Raw genomic sequence first — 23,808 nt, 5'->3', positions numbered from 1 at the left:
CCCGTCAGCGGCGGAACTGGGTCTCGTAGAGCTCCGCGTAGAGACCGCCGTCGGCGAGCAGCGACTCGTGGGTGCCGGACTCGACGACCCGGCCGGCCTCGATGACGAGGATGCGGTCGGCGGCGCGGATCGTCGAGAGCCGGTGGGCGATGACGATGGAGGTGCGGCCGGCCAGGGCGGCGTCCAGGGCGGTCTGCACCGCGGCCTCGGACTCGGAGTCGAGGTGAGCGGTGGCCTCGTCGAGCACCACGATGTGAGGGGCCTTCAGCAACAGCCGGGCGATCGCGAGACGCTGACGCTCGCCGCCGGAGAGGCGGTAGCCGCGGTCACCGACGACGGTGTCCAGACCGTCCGGGAGCGCCTTGACCACGCTCGCGATCTGGGCGGCCTCCAGCGCCGCCCACACGTCCTCGTCCGAGGCTCCGGGCCGGGCGTAGAGCAGGTTGCCCCGCACGGTGTCGTGGAACATGTGCGCGTCCTGGGTCACGTAGCCGACGGCGGCCTCGAGCGACTCCAGCGTCACCTCGCGCACGTCCAGACCTCCGACCTCGACCGACCCGGAGCGTACGTCGTAGAGCCGGGCGATCAGATGGGTGATCGTCGACTTCCCGGCACCGGAGGGACCGACCAGGGCGACCATCTCCCCCGGCTCGGCGGCGAAGTCGATGTCGGTCAGCACCTCGCGCACCTCGCGGCTCTCGGGCCGCGCGATGGTCTCCAGAGACGCGAGCGAGACCTCGTCGGCGCGCGGGTAGGTGAAGGCGACGTGGTGGAACCGCACCGAGGCCGCGTCCCGGGGCACCTCGGCCGCGCCCGGCTTCTCCTGGATCAGCGAGGGCAGGTCGAGCACCTCGAAGACGCGATCGAAAGAGACCAGCGCGGTCATCACGTCGATGCGTACGTTGGAGAGCGCCTGCAGCGGCCCCAGCAGCCTCACCAGCAGCAGGCCGAGCGCGGTGAGCGTGCCGAGCGTGACCTCACCGTTGATCACCATCCAGCCACCGACGCCGTAGACCAGCGCGGTCGCCAGCGCCGGGACCAGCTGCATCGTGGCTCCGAACATGCGGGTCAGCAGCGCGATCCGGATCCCCAGGCGGCGTACGACATCGGCACGCTGCGCGAAGGCGACATCCTCCTCCTCGCGACGGCCGAAGAGCTTCAGCAGCAGCGCCCCGCCGACGTTGAACCGCTCCGTCATCGTGGTCGCCAGCGCCGCGTTGCCGTCCATCTGCTCGCGGGTCAGCCCGGCCAGCCGGCGCCCGACCCAGCGCGAGGTCAGGAACAGGATCGGAAACAGCGCGACGCACATCAGCGTCACCTGCCACGACAGCACCAGCATCGCCGCGCCCACCACGACCACCGAGATCAGGTTGGAGACGCTGTTGGACAGGGTCGAGGTGAACGCCCGCTGGGCACCGAGCACGTCGGTGTTGAGCCGGCTCACCAGAGCGCCGGTCTGCGCCCGGGTGAAGAAGGCCAGCGACTGTCGTTGGACGTGCCCGAAGACCTGAGTACGCAGATCGAAGATCAGTCCTTCACCGATCCGCGTCGAGAGCCATCCCGAGACGACCCCGAAGACCATGTCGACCACGGCCACCAGCGCCATCGCGGCGGCCAGCCAGACGACCAGCGAGACATTCTTCTGGAGCACGCCGTCGTCGATGATCCGCTGGGTCAGCAGCGGGGTGACGACCACCAGCGCGGCGTCGAAGATCGTGAACAGCAAGAACGCCCCGAGCAAGGCGCGGTGGGGACCCGCGTAGGAGACGACCCGTTTCAGGGTGCCCTTGGGCAGTCCGCGCTCGAGAACCGTCCGGTCGGCACGCAGGTTGCGCATGATCCCGCCGCCGCCCATCGCCCCGCCGGAAGCACCGAAACCTGGACCCATTTGTGACACCCCGTCACCTTAGTCGGCCATGGCGGTTCGGCCGCGTCGAGGATGCATCGGCGAATTATGGTCAAAGTCACCTCAGAGAGGTGACCAAGCGCTCAGTTGGTGGTAAGAAGTGGGGCGCGTGTGTGCGCCGGTCTCTGAATGGCTGGATCAGGATTCCTCCAGACTGCTCCGACCCGCGGGTTCATGCCCTGACTGCCAGCCCCCACACCAGGTGCCTCCATGACCCGACCACTCCTGGTCCGACTCCATCGAGCCGGACCATGGTTCTGCAGTACCGCGATCCTCCTCTTCGTCGCGCTCTCGCCCGTCATCTTCGTCACCGCCCCCGGTGACCAGTGGATCTGGCGCTGGATCCTCGCCGGCGTACCCGTCGTCGCCCTCACCCTGTGGCTGACCGCGATGGCCTACGACCTCGCCCCCGAACGGGCGCCCGCCGAGGCGTCACCCGCGTCGGCCGAGGCGTCACGTACGTCGGTCGAGGCGTCAGGCCCGCAGGCCGAGACGTCGCTCGCGTCGGCCGAAGCGTCACCGGATGACACCTCGGCCGACGCGAGTGACGTCTCGGCCGACGTACGTGACGTCTCGGCCGACGTGCCTGACGTCTCGGCAGGGAGAGGCGGGGAGGCCGGGATGCGGGTGGCCGTGCTGTCGCTGTCTCGCAAGGTGCAGGCGTCGGCGCACCGGATCCAGGAGGAGTCGACGCGGATGGTGGCCAAGTTCCCGGCCGAACCGGACGTGCTCGAGGCAGGGATGCGGGTCGACCACGCGGCGGCGCAGCAGGCCCGGCTGGCGCAGAGCATCGCGACGTTGTGCGGGGAGCAGCCCGGGCAGCACTGGCGCGACCCGCTCCCGATCGCCGACATCGTCCGGGGTGCGGCCGGACGGATCACCGCCTATCGACGGGTCCGGGTGGAGGGGGACCCGCCGGTCGCGGTCCAGGGCGCGTACGTCGAGCCGCTGATCCATCTGGTCGCCGAGCTCCTGGCCAACGCGACCCAGTCCTCGCCGCCGGCGACGGAGGTGCTGGTCACCATCCGTTCCGTACGCCGCGGGGCGGCCCTCGAGATCGACGACGCCGGGGTCGGCATGGACGAGACCAACCTGGCCTGGATGCGTGAGATCGCCTCGGGCACCCGGCAGGTTCGCCTGCCCGACCTCGGCGAGATCCCGCAGACCGGCCTGGCGGTGGTCGGCACCTACGTACGCCGCCACGGGTTCCGGGTCGACCTGACCGAGTCCGTCCACGGTGGCCTGCGGGTCGCCGTCCTCGTCCCGGAGGCGATGGTCACCCCGATGAGCGCGGACGTTCCCGAGCAGCTCCCGCCGCGTACGCCGGCGTCGACCGCCCCCTCACCTCGAGAGCCGCACCAGCCGACGTCGTTCACCTCCGACGGCCTTCCCCAGCGCCGGTCCAGACGCGGCGAACGCCCTGCGCGCGGAGAGCAGCGAGCTGAGGGGAGCCCGGTCGTCGCTCCCCGCCCGGAGCCGACCGCCGAGCAGGCGGGCGCCTGGATGAGCAGCTTCCTCAGCACCACCACCGAGACCGAGTCCGCACCCGAGAGCCACTGGAGGAACCGATGACCGACGAGAACAGCTGGATGCTGGAGCTGGTCGCGGGAGTACGCGGCGTACGTCATGTCGTGGTCCTCTCCGCAGACGGCCTCGTCCGGGTTCGCACGAGCGAGACCTCACGCGAGGAGGCCGACAAGCTCGCCGCGGCATGTGCCGGTCTGACCTCCCTCGGCCACGGGATCAGCCGTCAGTTCGGTGCCGATGCCCATCCCCGGCAGGTGATGGTCGAGTTCAACGGCGGCTTCCTGTTCATCCGTGGTGCCGGGGACGGCTCGCGGCTCGCGGTGATCACCGAGATGAGCATCGACCCGGCGCTGGTCGCCCAGCAGATGCAGGCGACCGTCCTGATGATCGGGGAGCGCGCGATGAGCACCCCGAGGCGCTCGGTCTGACCCGAATCGACCAGAGCCGCGCCGATGCCCGACGCCCCCGAGGACGACTACGTCGACCACCCGATCCGGTCCTATGTCCGGACCGGTGGTCGCGCGCGGCCGACCCATCGGCTGACCCCGGCGACGCTCCTGATCGGCCACACCAGCCCGAGGGCCACCTCGGTCGGCCGGCAGGAGCGCGAGGTCCTCTCCCAGTGTCGGGGCGTGATCTCGATGGCGGAGATGGCCGCCCATCTGGGCCAGCCGGTCAGCGTCCTCGCGGTGATCGCCTCGGACATGATCGACGCCGGCCTGATCGGCGTGCGTCCCGACAGCGACACCGCCGCCGGCCCCTCCCGCGAAACCCTCCAGAAGGTCCTGCATGCTCTCAACCACCTCTGACGGCAACCACTATCTGGCGCCGACGGTCGTCGAGTCGGTCAAGATCCTGGTGGTCGGCTCCTTCGGAGTCGGGAAGACCACGTTGATCGGCTCGGTCAGCGAGATCGAGCCGCTGCGCACCGAGGAGACGATCACCCAGGCCAGCGAGGGGATCGACGAGCTCGAGGCGACCCCGAAGAAGACGACGACCACGGTCGCGATGGACTTCGGCCGGATCACGCTGACCGACGAGATCGCGCTCTACCTGTTCGGCACTCCCGGGCAGCGCCGATTCTGGGACCTGTGGTCCGGCCTCGCCGAGGGCGCCGCCGGCGCCCTGGTCCTCGTCGACACCCGCCGCCTGGCCGACTCCTTCGAGGTGCTGGACCAGCTCGAGACGCGTACGTCCCTGCCGTTCGTGGTCGCGATCAACCAGTTCCCCGACGCACCGAGCTACGAGCCCGACCAGATCCGCACGGCGCTCGACCTCGATGACGAGACGCCGATCGTGGTGTGCAACGCCAAGAACCGAAACGCCTGCGTCCGAGCGCTCGCCACGCTCGTGCGCCACGCCCTGAAGACGCGCTGACCCCGACCCACGACCGAACAGGCACCATCGCCATGACTCCCACCCGCACCGTACGTCTCACCGACCTCACCGACCTCGTCCAGGCCCCCGACACTGTCGGCCCGCAGGCGAGAGAGGTGCACCAACGGCTCCGGGCCGAGTGGGGTCCGGTCGCCCCCGGCGAGCTCTCCCCCGGCGTACGCCTCTGGTTCGCGATGGGCTACGCCGAGTTCAGCGAGGTCATCCGCAACGAGGAGGTCTTCTCCCGCAACGGCGACAACTGGAGCGCCGTGCAGGAGGGCAAGATCTCGCCGGACATGCCGATCTACCCGTTCGTGACCACCCGGCAGAACTCCTTCCACAACGACGGAGAGCTCCGCCGGCGGCTGCGCTCGCCGGTCGACCGAGCCCTCTCGCGGGTCGAGGAGCACAGCTACGCCGCGCAGGTACGCAGCATCTGCAACGACCTCGTCGACGACATGCTCGAGCGTGGCGAGGCCGACCTTGTCCAGGACTACGCCGTGCTGATCCCGCTGCTCTCGGTCGCCGCGATGTTCGGCATGGGCCGCGAGGTCGGCGACTCGATGCGCAAGGCGGCCCACAAGGTCCTCGGCGGCGGCCAGCTCGCCCAGGAGGGGGTCATCGAGCTCGCCGTGGAGATCGTCGACCACATCGCCAGGCGCCGCCGAGACCCGCAGGACGACCTCACCTCGCACCTGATCGACGACCCCGGTCTGTGGGACGACAACGAGGTCATGGAGGCGATGATCGTGATGATCATCGCCGGCAACGAGCTGACCATCGCGACCATCACCCAGACCCTGCTGCTGATGCTCTCCGACGAGCGTTTCGCCGGCCGCCTGCGCGGCGGTCGCCTCGACGTCGACCAGGCGATCGAGGAGGTCATGTGGCGCGACCCACCGTGCTACAACATCACCCCGCGGTTCGCGCTGCGCGACGTCGAGCTCGGCGGCCAGCTGATCCGCAAGGGTGACGCGGTGGTGCCGTGCATCGCGGCAGCCAACGTCGACCCGCTGATGACCGGCAGCGACCCGTGGCTCGAGATCGGCAACCGCGCCCACATGTCGTGGAGCGCCGGTCCGCACTCGTGCCCCGCGCAACGGCCCGGCACGATCATCGTCCAGGCAGCCGTACGCACCGTCCTGGAGCGACTCCCCGAGGTCTCCCTCGCGGTGCCGGCCGACCAGGTCGAGCGCAACACCGACTCGCTCTCCTACCGCTACCCGACCTCGATGCCGGTGACGTTCTCACGCACCCTGACCTGAGCGGTCAGGCGAGCGAGACCAGGTCGGCGTACTCCTCGTTCCACAGGTCCTCGACACCGTCGGGGAGGATGAGCACCTTGTCGGGCTCCAGCGCGTGCACGGCACCCTCGTCGTGGGTGACCAGCACGATCGCGCCCTCGTAGCGGCGGATCGCGTTGAGCACCTCCTCGCGGGAGGCCGGGTCGAGGTTGTTGGTGGGCTCGTCGAGCAGGAGCACGTTGGCCGCCGAGACGACCAGGGAGGCGAGGGCCAACCGGGTCTTCTCCCCGCCGGAGAGCACCCCGGCCGGCTTGTGCACGTCGTCACCGCTGAAGAGGAACGCACCCAGCACGGTGCGGGCCTCGGTGTCGGTCAGCTGTGGCGCCGCGGACTGCATGTTCTGCAGCACCGACCGCTTGGTGTCGAGCGTCTCGTGCTCCTGGGCGTAGTAGCCGACCTTGAGCCCGTGGCCGGGTACGACCTCACCGGTGTCGGGCTTGTCGACCCCGGCCAGGATGCGCAGCATCGTGGTCTTGCCGGCACCGTTGAGCCCGAGGATGACCACGCGGGTCCCCCGGTCGATCGCCAGGTCGACAGCGGTGAAGACCTCCAGGGCGCCATAGGACTTCGACAGGTCGTGGGCGGTGAGCGGAGTCTTGCCCGAGGGCGCCGGCGAGGGGAACTTGATCGCGGCGACCTTCTCCTGCTGCCGCTCGCCCTCGACGCCCGCCATGATCTTCTCCGCGCGCTTGAGCATGCTCTGCGCGGCGGTCGCCTTGGTGGCCTTGGCCCGCATCTTGTTGGCCTGGTCGGTGAGCGTCTTGGCCTTGTTCTGCGCGTTCATCAGCTCGCGCTTGCGGCGGGCCTCGTCGGTCTCGCGCTGGATCAGATACTGCTTCCACGGCATGTTGTAGATGTCGATCACCTCGCGGTTGCCGTCGAGGTGGAAGACCTTGTTGACCGTCTGGGCGAGCAGGTCGTTGTCGTGGGAGATCACGATGAAGCCGCCCTTGTAGGACTTCATCCAGTCGCGCAGCCAGATGATCGAGTCGGCGTCGAGGTGGTTGGTCGGCTCGTCGAGGATCAGCACCTCGGCGCTCGAGAAGAGGATGCGCGCCAGCTCGACGCGTCTCCTCTGACCGCCCGACAACGTCTTCAGCGGCTGGGTCATGATCCGGTCGGGGATGCCGAGCGACTGGGCGATCTGCAGGGCCTCGGTCTCGGCCGCATAGCCGCCGCCGGCGTCGAGCTCGTCGTGCGCGCGCTGGTAGCGCTTCATCGCCTTCTCGCGCAGCTTGGGGTCCTCGGAGCCCATCTCCTCCTCGGCGATCCGCATGCGGCGTACGGCATCGTCGAGGCCGCGCGCGGACAGGATCCGGTCCTTGGCGATCACCTCGGGATCGCCGACCCGCGGGTCCTGAGGCAGGTAGCCGATCTCACCGGTGTTGGACACCGTTCCGGCTGCTGGTAGGTGGTCGCCGGCGAGCACCTTCGTCAGGGTCGTCTTTCCCGCGCCGTTACGGCCGACGAGCCCGACCTTGTCGCCGGGTCCGACTCGGAAGGTGACGTTCTCCATCAAAAGTCTGGCGCCGACGCGGACTTCTAGGTCATGGGCAGTGATCATCTCCGTCACTAGTGTATGGGCGGGGCACTCGGTCCCACACATCAGCACCCCAGGGGGACAAGATGCGGTTCAACCCGAAGGCCAGACTCGACACCAGCCGGACCTCCGGCGGCGGTGGTCGCGGCGGGTTCGGTGGCGGCGGAGGCGGCGCCCGGATCCCGATCCCCGGCGGCAAGGCCGGCGGCGGGATCGGCACCGTCATCGTCCTGCTGGTCTTCTTCCTCATCACCCAGTGCACCGGCGTCGGCCCGCAGGTGCTCGGGGACGGTGGCAGCTCGTCATCGATCGGCACCGGCACCTTCGGCGGCATGCAGGGCGCCGAAGGCGGGGAGACCGGCGACTTCGGGGCGTGCAAGACCGGCGAGGACGCCAACAACGACGAGAACTGTGCCCTGGTGGCGCTGGAGAACTCGATGACCGGCTATTGGGACTCCCAGCCCGACCTCGCCGGCCGGTTCCAGCCCGAGCAGTCGGTCCACGTCTTCACCGACCAGGTCCAGACCGGCGGCTGCGGCTCCGCGTCGAGCTCCGTCGGCCCCTTCTACTGCCCGGCCGACCAGACCATCTACCTCGACCCGACGTTCTTCGACTCCATCTTCGAGCAGCTCGGCGGACAGGACACCACCTTCGTACGCGCCTACGTGCTCGCCCACGAATACGGTCACCACATCCAGAACCTGCTCGGCACCATGGGGCAGGTCCGCACCCAGCAGGGCCCCGACTCAGACGCAGTGCGCCTCGAGCTGCAGGCCGACTGCTACGCCGGCATGTGGACCGCCGCTGCGGAGAACGACGGTTTCGTCGAGGACATCACCGACCAGGACATCACCGAGGGCATCGACGCCGCTAAGACCGTCGGCGACGACCACATCCAGTCGAGGGCGACCGGCCGCGTCGACACCTCCTCGTTCACCCACGGCTCGTCCGAGCAGCGGATCGCCTGGTTCCGCAAGGGCATGACCACCGACTCGATCGCCGACTGCGACACCTTCAAGGCGCGCGATCTCGACAACCCGTAGGCCCGGGCAGGCTCACATCTCGAGCAGAGCCTCGACGAGCGGAGCCTGCTTCTGCAGCGTACGCAGATGCGGGGCGACCGCGGGATGACGGAACTTGGCGAGCAACGGACCCTCCCCCGGAGTGATCCGGCTGAGCGCCCACTCGGCCCGGCTCAGCGCGGTGTAGACGGCACAGATCTGCGCACCGATGGTCGCCTCCTCACGTGTCGCGAGGCCGGCGGGCAACCCCAGGACGTACGCCTCCAGCAGCGGTTCGAACGACTCCCTGGCGTGCAGCAGATAGAGGCCGAGGTCGCCACCGACGGGACCGCGGCCGAGGCTGGACCAGTCGATCGCGATCAGCCGCTCACCGTCCTCGGTGCGTCCGAGGAGGTTCTGCGGCGCGGGGTCACCGTGCTGGGCGACCTGAGGCAGCCGGTCGAGAAGGTCGATGAAGCGCCCGCGTCGCTCCCAGAGGACGTCGGCGATGTCCGCGGCAGTGGTCCGCATCAGGGTCGGCCAGCCGCCGCTGTATTCCACTCGCGCCATCCGATCGCGGAACTGGTCACGCGCGAGCCAGCGGACCTCGCCGAGGTCCGCCCCTGCGAAGCGCCCCATGGAGAGTGCCGCGAAGAGCCCGGAGTTGGCCGCGTCCTCGACCCAGTCGGTGGTCAGCGTGATCCCCTCGTCGTCCTCGGCGACGCTCGTGCGCACGCCGATCATGCCGGGGGTGTCGTCGACGAGACCCGAGGTGGCGACATCGGCAGCCCGCCGCCAGTAGGCGAAGTGTCGCCGTCGGCTCAGCTCGGCCGGATCGTACGTCCCCGGCTGCCCGAGCCGCTTGATGACCACGGGTTCCTCGCCCACCGCAGTGCGCCAGACCCCCAGCGTGGAGGGTCCGGTGCCTCCGGGAAGGACGAGCCACCCGGGATCGGGCTGCCACATGCTTGTCAAAGTAGCGCATCCTCGCAGGTCGCACCGGCATCCATCGCCGGGACGGCACGACAGGATGCAGAGTCCGGGGCTGGGGCCGATATGGTTGTGCTGATGTCCGAGACTGACTATTGCGAGCTGTGCGACCTGCCGAGGTCACAATGCATCCATGGGCGGCCCCCGGCCCCGCCCGCGCCGGCTCCGGTGAAGAAGCCGACAACCCGGGTGCGCAAGACCACGACGAGCTCGACGGCCGCCGCGCCGAAGGTCGTCACCAAGTCCGCTCCCCGCAAGTGGACCCCGCCGGCCGCCTTCGCGCCGCTCATCCTCGAGATCCTCGCCGACGCCGGTGGCTCGATGCCCGCCGACGACGTCCTCGACGAGCTCGAGACCCAGCTGGGCGACAGCCTTCTCCCCGGCGACTTCGAGACCACGCCGGAAGGCGAGCTCCGCTGGCGCTACGCAGCACGACGCGCCCGCCAGACGCTCTTGTCCGACGGCCAGATGACCAAGGGCTCCCCGGGAGTCTGGCAGCTCCCCTAGCACGCCGAGACGTCAGTTCTCGACGCCGAGACGTCAGTTGTCGGCGTTGAGAACCTCGATACGCACCTTCTGGGCGTCCTCGATGGCCTGATCGAGCACCGCACGGTTGGGATCCTGCACCGCGAGCCACGGTCCGGTCACCGAGAGCGACTGCAGTCGCCGGTCCCCGAGCACGTCGTCGACGCCGCCATGGTCTCCACCGGTGACGAGCGGACCGGTCAGCCCGTCGAGGATCCGGGCGGCGTGCTCGGCCGCTGCCTCGTACGCAGCGCTGGCCTGGTTCGCGCGACGGCGGGCGAAGCGCTGCTGGCTCCAACCACCAGCCTTGGTCTTCCCCTGGACATGGCGCCGCCCGATCTTGTGGTCGGCGATCTCGCCGCCGCTCATCCTCGCGATCGCGAAGCCGCCCTTGCGCACCAGGAGGATCCCCCAGTCACGCGGGGCCGCTGCGGCGGCGATGAAGGCCTCGACCTCGGCCGGGCCGGCGTACGTCTTCTCGAACGGCAGCGCAGCGATGAACGACGACCCGTCGGCCGCTGCACCGGTCAGCGCACCGGAGTCGACCGCGAGCCGGGCCTCGCCGTGGCGCGACGCGAAGTTGTCGACCCAGCGCTGGATCCGAACGATCGGGACGGCGACGTTGGGCATGTCCGTACGCTACCGGTCCAGGTCACGCAGCAGGCGCGCCGGCGCGATGTGCCGATAGGCGTCCTCGCAGATCTCGGCGACCTCGTCCCAGTCGACCTCGCCGCCGAGCCGCATCCCGATCCAACCACGACCGCCGACATAGGGAGGTACGAAGAAGCGCTCGGGCTCTGCGCCGACGACCTCGTCCTGCGCCCCCGGCGCCGCGGCCGCCCACAGGTGCGGCTCGTCGCGCCCGTGATGGCCGTGCGGCCACAGCATCACGAACTGCTTCCTCACGAAGAACCCCGGCGAACCGTGCGTGATCCGCTCGGCACTCTCCGGGAACCGGAGGCAGATCTCCCGGACCCGGACGGTCAGCTCGGTCGGTGTCATGGACCCATCATCGGATGTGTCGGATCACTCTCGCGGGCGTTCCCGCCGCGACGACCCGATCGGGCACATCGCTCAGCACGACGCTTCCCGCACCGATCTCGGAGTCGGCACCGATCCTCACGCCCGCACCGACGGTGACGCTCGTGCCCAGCCAGACGTTGGAGCCGATCTCGATCGGCAGCGCCCGCTCCCAGCCCTCACGCCGCTTCTCAGCGTCGTCGATGGGGTGCAGGGCGGTCACCAGCTGCGCGCCGGGGCCCATGCGGACGTCGGCGCCGACCCGGATCGGCGCGTCGTCCATGAAGAAGGCGTTGGCGTTGACGAACGCCCGATCACCCATGCGGATGTTGTAGCCGTAGGAGCACTGGAAACGAGGCACGACCTCGACGTCGGACCCGACCTCACCGAGCAGTTCGCGCAGCACCGTGTCACGTACGTCGTCATCGTCAGCCGCGGCGCCGTTGAACCGATCCAACCGCCGCCAGCAGTCACGGCGGAGGCGCTGGAGCTCGGCATCGTCGAGATACCACTCACCCGCCTCCAGGCGGGCCCGCTGCTCGCCCACGCGGGGTCACTCAGGCTTCGGCCAGACGAGCTCGAACTGCTCCATCACGACCGGCATGTCCTCGCTGAACTCCTGGTCGGGGCCGGCGAACTCGGTGAAGAACCGTTCATGCACCTCGCGCCAGTACTCGAGCGACAGGTCGCCCTCGCCCTCCAGCCGAGCGAACTCCTCGGGGACGTCACGGAACGGGGCGACGTCGACCTGGGTGGTGGCGATCAAGGCCCGCGGATGGCCGGCACCGTCGAGGATGATGCTCATCCCGCCTACGGTCGGGAACGGCTCGTCACCGCTCTCGAAGTCCCACTGGGCAGTGGCCGTCGCGGTCTTCACGCCCGCAAGGACGAGCTCGAGCAGCCCGTCAGCTTCCTCCGGCGTACCCCCGAACGCCCACGCCGGCGGCTGCAGCGCCTCCAACGGGGATGCGCCGAAGTATCCGGGCGCGGCGCTGAGGTGGGCATGGTGCTTGACGTCGTTCCAGAACGCGGCGATCTCTGCCTCTTGCTCCGGGTCGTTGGGGACCATCACCGCATCGTCGCTCATAGGCGACACTCAACCACAGTTCGGCCTAGCCGTGCCGAGACTCGACGGACGTCGGCGGCGTGGCCGATCGAGCCGTCACCAGACGGGCCTCGACGTGCCAGCCGAGGCCGGCGTAGAGGGGCTCGCCCAGATCGCTGGCGACCAGGAGACCTCGGGCCGCGCCCGCCTCTCGGGCGGCCGAGACCAGCAGGCTCATCACCGCGCCACCGAGCCCTCGGCTCCGGTGCTCAGGATCGGTATGGACCCGATCGGCGACGGCGTCGGTCCCGATGACCGCGATCCGTCCGGTGGCCGCCGCCCCCTCGCCGGCACGCACCGTCACCGTGATGACGCCGCCCTCGCGCTCCACCTCGGCGCGGTAGCCGTCCGGAAGCTCCCGCACCGCGTGGTCGACGAGATCGATCGACATCAGCGCCTCCTCCGTGTCGGCCTCAAGCCCGCCCTCGACGAACCAAGGACGTACGCCGCCCGGCGAGTCGGTCACCACCGACAACCAGGCCTCCGGCGTCGCACCGGCAGCGTCGACCAGGCCTGCGAGCGTGTCCGGGGCGTCTGTGGTCACCCACTCGACCCGTCGCCCCGGTTCCCCGACCTCGACACGTACGCCTCCAGGGACCGCCTCGGGACGCGGGAAGCCCCGCGAGTAGGCCCAACCTCGGGCCCACCGGGAGACCAGCTCGGGAAGGTCGGCGTGCTGCGCCGCGGCGGAGAGGGCGGCCCGGCGACCGCGATACCACTCCCCCAGCACCGTCGCGACCAGCACGAGCGCGGCGAGCCCGATCGCCAGGAGGTCCAAGGTCACCAGCCCGACCAGCGCGATCGCCACCGCGGCGATGTAACCGAACCAGATCCGACCGGGAGCCTCCACGTCCGCGGAGCCTACCCGCCGGCCGGCCTCCTCAAGCGATCCGCTCCCGCAACCTCGCCACCCCTGGTCCGTCGAGGTCCGCCAGCGCGATCGACCGCCCTGCGAGGGCCATCGCCAGGGCCTCGCTGGGTCCGGCGACCTCCGCGCCGTCGCCCCAGATCCAGTCCTGGTCGTTCGCCCGCAGCGCGAGCCCGTCGAGCCGTCCGGTCGGGACGACCCCGAGCGAGGCCTGCTTGGTCGGCAACCAGTCGAGCACCGCCCGCCAGTCCTCGAGCGGGACGTCCGCATCGAGACCGAGCGGCCGGACGCAGTCACGCAGGTGGATGCAGTGGTCGGTGAACTGCCCCATCGGGCCCACCCCCGGCGCGGGCACCCGCTTCTCCGCGTGCGTCCTGAGCAGCCCGGTCAGTTCGGCGACCGGCCGCCGCGCCTGCTCCTCCGCGATCGCGGCGGCGGCCCGGTCGATCGAGCCGCCGGCCAGCAACGTACGCCACAGCAGACGGCCGATCCCGACCGAGAACGGCATCGCGCTGTGGCCCAGCACCTCCCTCACCGTCCAGGCCGAGCAGAGGCTCTGGGTCTCCAGCTGGGACTCGTCGAGGCTGTCGAAGAAGTCGGCGAGCAGACGGCGGTTGACTGCGGTGCGGGCGGCTACGTCCATGGCTCCACCCTGCCAAACAAACCAGTGGCCGCGCAGGAGTCCGATCAGTAGCGTTGAGGACATGCGCGAGTGGATCAACACCTACGACGTCCTGGGCCAGCCGGTCCGGGACGTGGAGTTTGCGCGCATGGAGCCGCATCAGACGTAGGTGCTCACCGCACCCACCAGGGCCGCTCCGATCGACGGAGCGGCCCTTTCCGTGTTCAGCAGCATCACCAGGAGGTGAACGAGATGGAGATCATCACGCTATTCGGAGAGGGGTTCAGCTCCAAGACCTACGAGCTGACGCTGAAGCACCCGACTCCCCGGACCGACGAGTGGGCCTGCGTGGGCGAGGACCCGGAGCTCTTTCATCCCGACGACCTCACCCAGCTCGCCGAGGCCCAGCAGGTCTGCACGGGCTGCCCGATGCGCCAGGCCTGCCTCGACCTCGGTCTCGCCCGGCGGGAGTGGGGCGTCTGGGGCGGTGTGCTTCTGGAGAGCGGCAAACCCCGAGAAACCCCGAGGGTTCCGGGGAGAAAGCCCTACAAGCGCAGCCAGGAAGCGATCGCGAGAGCCGGAAGAGTCGCGTGAAATGACGTGGGAGTCCTGAGGCCACTCAGTGACCCAGGACTCCCACGTCGGTGGATTCTCAGACGTTGAACCCGAGAGCGCGCAGCATCTCGCGGCCGTCGGGGGTGATCTTGTCCGGGCCCCAGGGCGGCATCCAGACCCAGTTGATGTGCACGTCGTTGGCCATGCCCTCCAGGGCCTGCGAGGTCTGGTCCTGGATGACGTCGGTCAGAGGGCAGGCGGCCGAGGTCAGGGTCATGTCGAGGACCACGTTGGAGTGCTCCTCCACGTGGATCCCATAGACCAGTCCGAGGTCGACGACGTTGATGCCGAGCTCGGGGTCGACGACGTCCTTCATCGCCTCTTCGACGTCCTCGATCTTCAGGCTCGCGCCCTCGACCGTGGACGAACGCATGCCCTGCCACTCCGGGGCCTCGTGCCCGTGTCCATGGCCCGAGTGATCATGACCAGAGTGGTCGTGACCAGAGTGGTCGTGACCCGAGTGGTCGTGACCCGAGTGGTCGTGACCCGAGTGATCGTGGTCGGAGTGATCGTGACCGGCGTGGTCATGACCGGTGTGGTCGTGTGTGCTCTGGTCGGTCTCAGTCATCTGTTCTCCTCAGCGAGAGTCTTCGCGGTGGCGTCTTTCCAAGCCATCCACGACAACAGCGCGCACTTGATCCGGGCGGGGAACCTGGCGACGCCGGCGAAGGCGATGCCGTCCTCCAGAATGTCCTCGTCGGGCTCCACGTTGCCCTTGCCCTGCATCAGCCGCAGGAACTCTTCGTGGATGACCAACGCCTCATCGACCGTCTTGCCCACGACCAGGTCGTTGAGCACCGAGGCCGAGGCCTGCGAGATGGAGCAGCCAAGGGCGTCGTACGAGATGTCCTCGATCTTGCCGCCGTCGACGTGCACCCGCAGGGTGATCTCGTCACCGCAGGTCGGGTTGACGTGGTGAACCTCCGCCTCGAAGGGGTCGCGAAGACCCTTCCCGTGCGGGTTCTTGTAATGGTCCAGGATGATCTCCTGGTACATCGATTCTAGGTTCGCGGCAGTCATCACTTGTCCAACTTGAAGAAGCTACGTACGTATTCCAACCCCTCGACCAGCGCGTCGATCTCGGCGGGCGTGGTGTAGAGGTAGGACGACATCCGGTTGGAGGCTTGCACGCCGAACCGCTGGTGGGCGGGCTTGGCGCAGTGGTGCCCGGCGCGGATGGCGACGCCCTTGGAGTCGAGGACCTGGGCGACGTCGTGCGGGTGAACCCCGTCGAGCTCGAAGGAGATCGCACCGCCCCGCTTGGCCGCGTCGGCCGGACCGAGCACGGTCACACCCGGGACGGTCGCGAGACGCTCCAACGCGTACGCCGTGATCGCCTGCTCGTGGGCGTGGATGTTCTCCATCCCCACGTGCATCAGATATTCCAGCGCTGCACCGAGACCCACGGCCTCGGCGATCGGCGGGGTGCCGGCCTCGAACTTGTGCGGGATCGGCGCATAGGTCGACTTCTCCATCGACACCGTCGCGATCATCTCGCCGCCGCCGAGGAACGGCGGCAGCGCCTCGAGCGCGGCACGGCGTCCCCACAGGACACCGATGCCGGTCGGTCCGACGACCTTGTGGCCGGTGAAGACGAGGAAGTCGGGACGCTCCTCCTCCGCCATCGACGCCAGGTCGATCGGGAGCACCGGAGCAGCCTGGGCCGCGTCGATGACGACCAGCGCACCCACCTCGTGGGCCTTCCGGGTGATCTCGGCGACCGGGTTGATGGTGCCGAGCATGTTGGAGACCCAGGTCAGCGCGACGATCTTGGTAGCCGGGGTGATCAGCTCATCGATGTTCGACAGGTCGAGCTCACCGGAGTCGGTCAGCCCGAACCACTTCAACGACGCACCGGACCGCTGCGTGGCCAGCTGCCACGGAACGATGTTCGAGTGGTGCTCCATCTCGGTGGTCACCACCACGTCACCAGGGGCGAGCGGCACCGTGTTGGCGACCAGGTTGAGCCCCTCGGAGGCGTTCTTGGTGAAGATCACCTCGTCGCGCTCGGGCGCGCCGAGGAAGCGCGCGACGGTGTCGCGCGCCCCCTCGAACGCCTCGGTCGCCTCGGCGCCCAGGTGGTGCATCGCCCGGGCGATGTTGGCGTTGTGCCGCTCCAGGTGGTCGACCATGGTGTCGATCACGATCTGCGGCTTCTGCGAGGTGTTGGCGCTGTCGAGGTAGACCAACGGGGTCTCGCCGCCGTCGAAGGTGCGCTCCAGGATCGGGAAGTCCTTGCGGACCAGATCCAGGTCGGGCAGCAGACCCTTCATGTCAGACCGCCGCGCTCGTGAACCGCTCGTAGCCGTTGGCCTCCAGCTCCTCGGCGAGGTCCGGACCACCCGACTCGGCGATCCGGCCGGCCACGAAGACGTGCACGTGGTCAGGCTTGATGTAGCGCAGGATGCGGGTGTAGTGGGTGATCAGCAGGACCGACTTGCCCTCACGAGCGCGGAAGTCGTTGATCCCCTCGGAGACCACCTTGAGCGCGTCGATGTCGAGACCGGAGTCGATCTCGTCGAGCAGAGCGAAGGCCGGGTCGAGGATGTCGAGCTGAGCGATCTCGTGGCGCTTCTTCTCACCGCCGGAGAAACCCTCGTTGACCGAGCGCTGCGAGAAGGTCGGGTCCAGGTGCATCTTGTCCATAGCACCGTTGACGTCCTTGACCCACGTACGCAGCTTGGGGGCCTCGCCGGTCAGGGCCGTCTTGGCGGTGCGCAGGAAGTTGGCCACGCTCACGCCGGGGACCTCGACGGGGTACTGCATCGCGAGGAAGAGACCCGCCTTGGCGCGCTCGTCGACCGACATCTCCAGGACGTCCTCACCGTCGAGGGTGACGGTGCCGCCGGTGATGGTGTACTTCGGGTGGCCGGCGATCGAGTAGGCAAGGGTGGACTTGCCCGAGCCGTTGGGGCCCATGATCGCGTGGGTCTCGCCGGAGTTGATCGTCAAGGTCACGCCCTTGAGGATCTCCTTGGCGCCGTCCTCGGTCTCGACCGAGACCCGCAGGTCCTTGATCTCGAGCGTGCTCATGCGTTGTCCTTCGTGATCAGAGTGTTGATGTTTTTCGCGAGCTCGGCCTCGACCGTCGAGGTCAGCTTCTCCTCGAGCTCGGGGACGCCGATCTGGCGGATCAGGTCGTTGAAGAAGCCGTGCACGACCAGGCGCTTGGCCTCGGTCTCGGAGATGCCGCGGCTCTGCAGGTAGAAGAGCTGCTCGTCGTCGAACCGGCCGATCGCCGACGCGTGGCCCGCGCCCTCGATCTCGCCGGTCTCGATCTCCAGGTTGGGAACGGAGTCGGCCCAGGCACCGTCGGTGAGGATGAGGTTGCGGTTCTCCTCGTACGTCTCGATGCCTTCGGCCTCCTTGCGGATCAGCACGTTGCCGATCCAGACCGCGTGGGCCTTCTCGCCCTGCAGCGCGCCCTTGTAGACCACGTTGGACTTGGTCTTCGGGGCGGTGTGGTCGACGAAGAGTCGGTGCTCGATGTGCTGGCCGGCGTCGGCGAAGTAGAGGCCGAGCGCCTCCACGGAGCCGCCGGGGCCGGCGTACTCAGCGGTGAAGTCGTGGCGCACGACGTCACCACCGAAGCTCACCGAGACGTGCTTGAGGTTGGCGTCGCGGCCGACCTTGGCGTGCTGGGTGGAGAGGTGGACGGCGTCGTCGGCCCAGTCCTGGACGGAGACGACGGTCAGGTCGGCACCGTCCTCGACCACGATCTCGATGTTGTCGGCGACGATGGCGGAGCCCTCGAAGACCAGCACCACGGTCGCCTTGGCGAACTTCTCCGCCACGATCACCGCGTGACCGGCGCCGGCAGTCTGCGAGCCGGTGCCGTGGTGACGGATCACGGTCGCACCCTCGATGACGGTGTCGGTCGGGATACGCACGACGGTGGCCCCTGTCGACGCCGCCCAGGCCCGCGCCGAGACGCGGTCGGTCGGGACCAGGCCGGAGGTGCCGCGTACGGCGTCATCGGCCGCAACGGTCTCGACGGTCACGCCGGTGGCTGCCTCGACCTCCACCTTGGTCGCACCGTCGGCGAACGGCGCCGAGTCGTGGATGCCCTTGAGGCGCTTGAGCGGCGTGAACCGCCAGATCTCCTCGCGACCCTTCGGCACCTCGTGCGCCTCGACGTCGAAAGAGCCTTCGGGGTGGAGGTGGGACTCGACCTTGCCGAGCTCCAGAGCCTCCTGTACAGCTGCGGTCATCAGCCGACCGCTCCTTCCATCTGCAGTTCGATCAGGCGGTTCAGCTCGAGGGCGTACTCCATCGGGAGCTCCTTGGCGATCGGCTCGACGAAGCCGCGCACGATCATCGCCATCGCCTCGTCCTCGGCCATGCCGCGGGACATCAGGTAGAACAGCTGGTCGGCGGAGACCTTCGAGACCGAGGCCTCGTGACCCATCGAGACGTCGTCCTCGCGGATGTCGACGTAGGGGTAGGTGTCCGACCGGGAGATCTGGTCGACGAGGAGCGCGTCGCACAGCACGTTGGACTTCGAGCCGTGAGCGCCCTCGTTGATCTGGACCAGACCGCGGTAGGACGTCCGGCCACCGCCACGCGCAACGCTCTTCGACAGGATCGAGGAGGAGGTGTTCGGGGCGGCGTGGACCATCTTGGCGCCCGCGTCCTGGTGCTGACCCTCGCCGGCGAACGCGATGGAGAGCGTCTCACCCTTGGCGTGCTCGCCCATCAGGTAGACGGCCGGGTACTTCATGGTCACCTTGGAGCCGATGTTGCCGTCGACCCACTCCATGGTCGCGCCCTCTTCGCAGACGGCGCGCTTGGTGACGAGGTTGTAGACGTTGTTCGACCAGTTCTGGATCGTCGTGTAGCGAACGCGGGCGTTCTTCTTCACGATGATCTCGACGACCGCGGAGTGCAGCGAGTCGGACTGGTAGATCGGCGCGGTGCAGCCCTCGACGTAGTGAACGTAGGAGTCCTCGTCGGCGATGATCAGGGTGCGCTCGAACTGGCCCATGTTCTCGGTGTTGATCCGGAAGTAGGCCTGCAGCGGGATGTCGACGTGGACGCCCTTGGGCACATAGATGAACGAGCCACCCGACCACACCGCGGTGTTCAGCGCGGCGAACTTGTTGTCGCCGACCGGGATCACCGTGCCGAAGTACTCCTGGAAGATCTCCGGGTGCTCCTTGAGCGCGGTGTCGGTGTCGAGGAAGAGCACGCCCTTCTCCTCGAGGTCCTCGCGGATCGAGTGGTAGACGACCTCGGACTCGTACTGCGCGGCGACACCGGCGACCAGGCGCTGCTTCTCCGCCTCCGGGATGCCGAGCCGGTCGTAGGTGTTCTTGATGTCCTCGGGGAGGTCCTCCCACGAGGTCGCCTGCTTCTCCGACGAACGCACGAAGTACTTGATGTTGTCGAAGTCGATCTCCGAGAGGTCGGAGCCCCAGGTGGGCATCGGCTTGCGGCCGAAGAGCTTGAGACCCTTCAGACGCAGGTCGAGCATCCACTGCGGCTCGGACTTCTTGCCGGAGATGTCGCGGACGATGGCGTCGTTGAGACCGCGCTGTGCCGTAGCACCGGCGACGTCTGAGTCGGCCCAGCCGAACTCGTACTTGCCGATGCCCTTCAGCTCAGGGTTGAGCTCCTCGATGGAGGTCATGTCGTGACCTGCTCCTTCTTCTTCGAAACTTCGCCGGGACCGGAGGATCCAGGAGGGATGTGCGTCGTGCAGACACCGTCGCCGTGGGCGATGGTGGCCAAGCGTTGTACGTGGGTGCCGAGCAGCTTTGCGATGGCCTCAGTCTCCGCCTCGCAGAGCTCGGGAAACTCTTGGGCGACGTGCGCGACCGGGCAGTGCTGCTGGCACAGCTGCTCACCGGCGTCGTGGCCGTTGATCAGCGGCAGCTCCCTGACGGAGGCGGCGTAGCCGTTGGCGGTGAACACGTTCGCGAGCACCTGGGCGGGGCTGATATCCGTCTCGCTGGCGGCGATCCGATCCAGTCCCTGCTTGATGAACGCCGCGCGGCGCTCCGCGAATTCCCGCACTGCCTCTTCGCCTGCCACCTCGGAGAGGAACCGCAGCGCCTCGACCGCCAGGTCGTCGTACTTCTTCTCGAAGCCGTCCCGCCCCTGGTCGGTGAGCGCGAAGAGCTTGGCCGGGCGACCCCGCCCACGCGTGGACGCAGTCCGCGGCTCGCGCTGCTCCACGGCGTCCTCATCAGCCAGCGCGTCCAGGTGGCGCCTGACCGCGGCCGGGGTGAGATCGAGCCGCTTCGCGAGCGTCGCAGCCGTCTGCGGACCGTCGACGAGCAGCGAGCGAGCCACCCGCTGGCGGGTGCTCTCCTCGTTGGTCTCTGCGGGCTGCAGAGTGCCCTCGTCGAATTTCACAACACCATTGTGACGTTATTCCCCCAGGGGATTCAACGAAGGCAACCCTTACTTGCTCGCTGGCCGGTGACGACGTGTCGTACGTCACCCCGGATCAGCCCGTCGGCATCCCGTCAAGGGTCGGAGAGGCAAGGGCGGCGACGCCGACGTAGACAGCGTCGGGCGGCAGCCAGCGGGTGCCGCGGTCGGAGCGCAGGACCGTGCGACCACGTTCGAGGTCGAAGATGCCGACCCGGATGCGACCGCCGGAGCGTACGACCGCCACCTCACCGCGCTTGGGTCGGCGGGGGTTGATCACGAGGTCGGAGCCGGGCGGGAGGCCTCGCGACGTGAGGTGGGCGCCGACAAGACGGTGGACCAGAGTCTCGTCCTGAGGTGCAGGCGCAGGTGCCCGCCGCGCGGGCGTGGGCAGAGCACCAGGAACGACGTCGAACGGCAGCGGTACGTCACGCCGGGACGCGCCGCCAGTCGATCTCATGTTCGAAAGCGTACCCGTCCGCGACGGCCCACGGAACCGTGGAACGAGGACTCGTCATGCGCCCCGCTCTCCCACTCGTCGCGCTGGCCCGAGAGACTGTGGCCATGACGGTCAACGACCCCACCGACTGGGATACCGCCTACGTCCGCGGCACGACCGGCTGGGACCTCGGCGCTCCCCTGGCCTACATCGAGGAGAACGCGGCGCTCTTCGGCGAGCCCGGCACCGCCTTCGCGCCCGGCGCCGGTCGCGGGCACGATGCGGCAGGGTTGGCGGCTGCCGGATGGCGTACGACGGTCGTCGACCTCTCCCCCACGGCGGCCGCCTACGCCGCGGAGCACTACCCGGACGTCACCTACGCGGTCGGCGACGCTCTCGATGCCGACGTCGTCCTGGCCGCGACCGGCGGGCCGGTCGACCTGATGTGGGACCACACCTTCTTCTGCGCTCTGCCGCCCGACTGGCGCGGCCGCGTCGGCGACCTGGCCCGCGCGGTCGTACGCCCCGGCGGGCGCGTCGCGTCGGGGGTCTTCCCGATCGACCGGCCGAGCGAGGAGCCGGGCCCGCCCTGGACGTACGTCCCTGAGGACATGACCCGCGCGCTCGGCCCCGACTTCGACCTGGTCCACCTCTCCGGGCCGCGCCGGCTGAACGCGCGGCTGCCGTGGAGCCACCGCCTCGGGATCTGGCAGCGCCGCTGACCCGCCCCCGCCCGAGGGTTGTGAAGCCAAGGGTGACCAATAGGCCACCCTCAGCTTCACAACCTCAGCCCTTCACGCAGAGCAGCGTGCGCAGCCGGGCCTCGACCGAGACCAGATCGGTCTGCGCCTCGATGACGCTCTCCAGCGACTTGTACGCACCGGGGATCTCGTCGACGACACCGGCATCCTTGCGGCACTCGACGCCCTCAGTCTGGGCGGCGAGGTCTGCGACGCTGAAGGTCTTCTTCGCCTTCGTACGCGACATCTTCCGCCCCGCCCCGTGGGAGGCGGAGCAGTAGGACGCCTCGTTGCCGAGCCCGCGCACGACGTACGAACCGGTGCCCATCGACCCCGGGATCAGCCCGAACTCGTCGGACTTGGCCGAGATCGCGCCCTTGCGGGTGACCACCAGGTCGACGCCGTCGTACGTCTCCCGAGCGACGTAGTTGTGGTGGGCGTTGACCTCGCGACCCCAGGAAGAGCGTCAGCTCGCGGTCAGACGAGATGCCATGAGGACGGGGTATTTTACTTCTATGTTCGATGACCTGACGCGCCCTGACGCGGCCTACGCCAGGCAATTGAGTTGCGGCGGGCAAATACCGGGCGCGACCTCAGGCGAGGCGGGCGGGGAAGCCGCCGGTGGCGACCGGGCCCCAGCGCTTCGGGGTGATCCGGAGGAGCGACTTACCCTGCTCGACCATCGCCTGGCGGTACTCGTCCCAGTCGGAGTGCTCGCCGGAGATGTTGCGGAAGTAGGTGACGAAGGCATCCAGCGCTTCCCCACCGCTCGCCGCGTCGAGCACCTCGGCCTCACCGTCGACCTGGACCCAGGCGCCGTTCCACTCCTCGGAGAGGACCATCACGCTCACCTTCGGGCGGCTGCGGGCATTGCGGGTCTTGGCGCGTTCGGGGTAGGTCGCGATCACGATCCGCCCGTCGTCGTCGACGCCCCCGGTGACCGGCGAGAGCTGCGGGGACCCGTCGGCTCTGCTGGTCACCAGGATCATCTGGTGGCGGGGACGTACGAACTCCAGGAGCCCCTCGAGATCAACGGTCGTGTTCGTCGCGATCGTGCGTGCCATGGTCCCCAGCCTGCCAGGTGAACCCGTCCGGGTCGGTGAAGGCTTCGCCGCCACCTCCCAGGACGATCCCGTACGCAGCGGCCGGGTCGAGCGCGACGCCGGTCTCCTTCTCCAGCGCGTGCCGGGGGTAGATCGCGAGCTGGACGGCACCGGGAGCGGCCTCGAACTCGGCGTACTTGCCGCCGAAGCTCCGCTTCACGCCGAGCCCGCGCTCGGCGTAGAACTTCTTGGTCGCCTTGACGTCGGCGACGCCGAGGAGCAGGACGATGTCGTCGATCTCGCGGGTGGCGGGGCCGCGGTCCTTCTTCGCCGAGGTGGCGATCTTCCAGACGGAGCCGTCGGGGGCCTGGACGATGCCGCCGTAGCCCCAGAAGGACTTCTCGACCGGCTTGAGGGAGATGGCGCCGGCCGCGAGCGCCGAGTCGACGAGGCTGTCGACAGTCGAGGGCTGGCTGACGACCAGGGAGATCGTGAACGGGCGGCCGGTGCCGGTGCCCGGGCCCTGGCGTACCGAGATCTGGTCGGTGAGGCCGAAGGCCTTGTCGTAGAACGCCCGGGCGTCCGTGGGGTCGGTTGCGTCGAGGGTGATGGTCTGAAGAGTGAACATGTCTTGACCTTAGAAACCCAGGGACCTCGAGGCTTCTCGATTCCTGACCGCTCCTGACCCCCGCCCGCGACCGAATCGGGTTGTTGATCTTCTGTGCAGATCTTGTGGTTCTGCGATCACGTCATGACCCTGGGGGCATCGCCGTCTCATCCCCGCGTTGGCCGTCCTTCGGTGGGAGTTGGG

Annotated in this window: 28 protein-coding genes and 1 pseudogene; 9 read left to right on the top strand and 20 right to left on the bottom strand. The window is 68.8% G+C overall.

The window, feature by feature from the left end:
* Window positions 1-4 precede the first annotated feature (4 nt).
* Window positions 5-1,888 (bottom strand): ABC transporter ATP-binding protein, encoded by a 1,884-nt coding sequence (locus IEY84_RS16160; protein WP_221208832.1) that lies wholly within the window; start codon window positions 1,886-1,888, stop codon window positions 5-7.
* A gap of 228 nt (window positions 1,889-2,116) precedes the next feature.
* Between IEY84_RS16160 and IEY84_RS16155 the strand changes: the two genes are divergently transcribed.
* The 5 genes from IEY84_RS16155 to IEY84_RS16135 are packed head-to-tail and all read left to right on the top strand — an operon-like array spanning window position 2,117 to window position 6,075.
* On the top strand, window positions 2,117-3,478 hold the full coding sequence (locus IEY84_RS16155) for an ATP-binding protein (RefSeq protein WP_221208833.1): 1,362 nt from the start codon (window positions 2,117-2,119) through the stop codon (window positions 3,476-3,478).
* Complete coding sequence (locus tag IEY84_RS16150) at window positions 3,475-3,861, top strand: roadblock/LC7 domain-containing protein (protein ID WP_183545489.1); 387 nt, start codon at window positions 3,475-3,477, stop codon at window positions 3,859-3,861. Before IEY84_RS16155 ends, IEY84_RS16150 begins: the two co-directional genes overlap by 4 nt.
* Before the next feature lie 24 nt (window positions 3,862-3,885).
* Window positions 3,886-4,242 carry a DUF742 domain-containing protein gene (locus IEY84_RS16145; protein ID WP_183545490.1) on the top strand — a complete coding sequence of 119 codons (357 nt, stop codon included), beginning with the start codon at window positions 3,886-3,888 and terminating at the stop codon, window positions 4,240-4,242.
* Window positions 4,223-4,810 carry a GTP-binding protein gene (locus tag IEY84_RS16140; RefSeq protein ID WP_183545491.1) on the top strand — a complete coding sequence of 196 codons (588 nt, stop codon included), beginning with the start codon at window positions 4,223-4,225 and terminating at the stop codon, window positions 4,808-4,810. Before IEY84_RS16145 ends, IEY84_RS16140 begins: the two co-directional genes overlap by 20 nt.
* 32 nt (window positions 4,811-4,842) lie before the next feature.
* Complete coding sequence (locus IEY84_RS16135; protein WP_183545492.1) at window positions 4,843-6,075, top strand: cytochrome P450 family protein; 1,233 nt, start codon at window positions 4,843-4,845, stop codon at window positions 6,073-6,075.
* 4 nt (window positions 6,076-6,079) lie between these two features.
* Here the strand turns inward: IEY84_RS16135 and IEY84_RS16130 are convergent, their stop codons facing one another.
* Complete coding sequence (locus IEY84_RS16130) at window positions 6,080-7,678, bottom strand: ABC-F family ATP-binding cassette domain-containing protein (protein ID WP_183545493.1); 1,599 nt, start codon at window positions 7,676-7,678, stop codon at window positions 6,080-6,082.
* 62 nt (window positions 7,679-7,740) lie between these two features.
* On the opposite strand from IEY84_RS16130, the gene ypfJ reads away from it, so the two are divergent.
* Complete coding sequence (gene ypfJ / locus IEY84_RS16125; RefSeq protein WP_183545494.1) at window positions 7,741-8,697, top strand: KPN_02809 family neutral zinc metallopeptidase; 957 nt, start codon at window positions 7,741-7,743, stop codon at window positions 8,695-8,697.
* A gap of 12 nt (window positions 8,698-8,709) precedes the next feature.
* Here ypfJ and IEY84_RS16120 read toward each other — a convergent pair whose 3' ends face one another.
* Window positions 8,710-9,621, bottom strand: a complete 912-nt coding sequence (locus IEY84_RS16120) for a phosphotransferase (protein ID WP_183545495.1) — start codon at window positions 9,619-9,621, stop codon at window positions 8,710-8,712.
* A 102-nt stretch (window positions 9,622-9,723) separates the two neighbouring features.
* On the opposite strand from IEY84_RS16120, the gene IEY84_RS16115 reads away from it, so the two are divergent.
* Complete coding sequence (locus IEY84_RS16115) at window positions 9,724-10,152, top strand: hypothetical protein (protein WP_183545496.1); 429 nt, start codon at window positions 9,724-9,726, stop codon at window positions 10,150-10,152.
* 33 nt (window positions 10,153-10,185) lie between these two features.
* Here the strand turns inward: IEY84_RS16115 and IEY84_RS16110 are convergent, their stop codons facing one another.
* Genes IEY84_RS16110 through IEY84_RS16085 form a run of 6 tightly spaced genes read right to left on the bottom strand, consistent with a single transcriptional unit; the run spans window position 10,186 to window position 13,806 of the window.
* Entirely contained in the window at window positions 10,186-10,800 is a 615-nt protein-coding gene (locus IEY84_RS16110; RefSeq protein ID WP_183545497.1) for an acVLRF1 family peptidyl-tRNA hydrolase, read from the bottom strand.
* 9 nt (window positions 10,801-10,809) lie between these two features.
* Window positions 10,810-11,172 (bottom strand): MmcQ/YjbR family DNA-binding protein, encoded by a 363-nt coding sequence (locus tag IEY84_RS16105; RefSeq protein WP_183545498.1) that lies wholly within the window; start codon window positions 11,170-11,172, stop codon window positions 10,810-10,812.
* 7 nt (window positions 11,173-11,179) lie between these two features.
* Window positions 11,180-11,737, bottom strand: coding sequence for a sugar O-acetyltransferase (locus IEY84_RS16100; protein WP_183545499.1), 558 nt, complete (start codon window positions 11,735-11,737; stop codon window positions 11,180-11,182).
* Between the two features lie 6 nt (window positions 11,738-11,743).
* On the bottom strand, window positions 11,744-12,277 hold the full coding sequence (locus IEY84_RS16095) for an ASCH domain-containing protein (protein WP_221208834.1): 534 nt from the start codon (window positions 12,275-12,277) through the stop codon (window positions 11,744-11,746).
* A 25-nt stretch (window positions 12,278-12,302) separates the two neighbouring features.
* Complete coding sequence (locus IEY84_RS16090) at window positions 12,303-13,145, bottom strand: GNAT family N-acetyltransferase (RefSeq protein ID WP_183545500.1); 843 nt, start codon at window positions 13,143-13,145, stop codon at window positions 12,303-12,305.
* Window positions 13,146-13,176: 31 nt separating this feature from the next.
* Window positions 13,177-13,806: a maleylpyruvate isomerase family mycothiol-dependent enzyme gene (locus IEY84_RS16085; RefSeq protein WP_183545501.1), complete on the bottom strand. Its 630-nt coding sequence runs from the start codon at window positions 13,804-13,806 to the stop codon at window positions 13,177-13,179.
* Between the two features lie 231 nt (window positions 13,807-14,037).
* On the opposite strand from IEY84_RS16085, the gene IEY84_RS16080 reads away from it, so the two are divergent.
* On the top strand, window positions 14,038-14,379 hold the full coding sequence (locus tag IEY84_RS16080) for a WhiB family transcriptional regulator (RefSeq protein ID WP_183545502.1): 342 nt from the start codon (window positions 14,038-14,040) through the stop codon (window positions 14,377-14,379).
* Window positions 14,380-14,437: 58 nt separating this feature from the next.
* Here IEY84_RS16080 and IEY84_RS16075 read toward each other — a convergent pair whose 3' ends face one another.
* The 8 genes from IEY84_RS16075 to IEY84_RS16040 all read right to left on the bottom strand — a co-directional run bounded on the left by IEY84_RS16075 (window position 14,438) and on the right by IEY84_RS16040 (window position 21,235).
* Complete coding sequence (locus tag IEY84_RS16075) at window positions 14,438-14,773, bottom strand: metal-sulfur cluster assembly factor (protein ID WP_183546281.1); 336 nt, start codon at window positions 14,771-14,773, stop codon at window positions 14,438-14,440.
* A gap of 191 nt (window positions 14,774-14,964) precedes the next feature.
* Complete coding sequence (sufU, locus tag IEY84_RS16070) at window positions 14,965-15,396, bottom strand: Fe-S cluster assembly sulfur transfer protein SufU (RefSeq protein WP_275944481.1); 432 nt, start codon at window positions 15,394-15,396, stop codon at window positions 14,965-14,967.
* Window positions 15,397-15,419: 23 nt separating this feature from the next.
* A complete protein-coding gene (locus tag IEY84_RS16065; protein ID WP_183545504.1) occupies window positions 15,420-16,673 on the bottom strand; it encodes an aminotransferase class V-fold PLP-dependent enzyme in 1,254 nt (417 codons plus the stop codon).
* Between the two features lies 1 nt (window position 16,674).
* On the bottom strand, window positions 16,675-17,433 hold the full coding sequence (sufC, locus tag IEY84_RS16060) for a Fe-S cluster assembly ATPase SufC (RefSeq protein ID WP_183545505.1): 759 nt from the start codon (window positions 17,431-17,433) through the stop codon (window positions 16,675-16,677).
* Complete coding sequence (gene sufD / locus IEY84_RS16055; protein WP_183545506.1) at window positions 17,430-18,611, bottom strand: Fe-S cluster assembly protein SufD; 1,182 nt, start codon at window positions 18,609-18,611, stop codon at window positions 17,430-17,432. Before sufD ends, sufC begins: the two co-directional genes overlap by 4 nt.
* Window positions 18,611-20,029 (bottom strand): Fe-S cluster assembly protein SufB, encoded by a 1,419-nt coding sequence (gene sufB, locus IEY84_RS16050; RefSeq protein ID WP_183545507.1) that lies wholly within the window; start codon window positions 20,027-20,029, stop codon window positions 18,611-18,613. Before sufB ends, sufD begins: the two co-directional genes overlap by 1 nt.
* Window positions 20,026-20,757, bottom strand: a complete 732-nt coding sequence (locus IEY84_RS16045) for a helix-turn-helix transcriptional regulator (protein WP_183545508.1) — start codon at window positions 20,755-20,757, stop codon at window positions 20,026-20,028. Before IEY84_RS16045 ends, sufB begins: the two co-directional genes overlap by 4 nt.
* Window positions 20,758-20,851: 94 nt before the next feature.
* Window positions 20,852-21,235 carry a hypothetical protein gene (locus IEY84_RS16040; RefSeq protein WP_160022623.1) on the bottom strand — a complete coding sequence of 128 codons (384 nt, stop codon included), beginning with the start codon at window positions 21,233-21,235 and terminating at the stop codon, window positions 20,852-20,854.
* 104 nt (window positions 21,236-21,339) lie between these two features.
* On the opposite strand from IEY84_RS16040, the gene IEY84_RS16035 reads away from it, so the two are divergent.
* A complete protein-coding gene (locus IEY84_RS16035; protein WP_183545509.1) occupies window positions 21,340-21,936 on the top strand; it encodes a methyltransferase domain-containing protein in 597 nt (198 codons plus the stop codon).
* Window positions 21,937-22,000: 64 nt separating this feature from the next.
* Here IEY84_RS16035 and IEY84_RS16030 read toward each other — a convergent pair.
* From IEY84_RS16030 to IEY84_RS16020, 3 genes and pseudogenes are all read right to left on the bottom strand, one after another.
* Window positions 22,001-22,390 (bottom strand): annotated as a pseudogene (locus tag IEY84_RS16030) (RtcB family protein); the annotation flags it as partial.
* Between the two features lie 157 nt (window positions 22,391-22,547).
* Window positions 22,548-23,018 (bottom strand): PPOX class F420-dependent oxidoreductase, encoded by a 471-nt coding sequence (locus tag IEY84_RS16025; protein WP_183545510.1) that lies wholly within the window; start codon window positions 23,016-23,018, stop codon window positions 22,548-22,550.
* Window positions 22,984-23,625 (bottom strand): VOC family protein, encoded by a 642-nt coding sequence (locus IEY84_RS16020; protein ID WP_183545511.1) that lies wholly within the window; start codon window positions 23,623-23,625, stop codon window positions 22,984-22,986. Before IEY84_RS16020 ends, IEY84_RS16025 begins: the two co-directional genes overlap by 35 nt.
* Window positions 23,626-23,808 lie beyond the last annotated feature (183 nt).

It is taken from the genome of Nocardioides albus, assembly GCF_014648255.1.
Lineage (GTDB): Bacteria > Actinomycetota > Actinomycetes > Propionibacteriales > Nocardioidaceae > Nocardioides > Nocardioides albus.
This window is presented reverse-complemented; position numbering and strand designations above follow the sequence as displayed.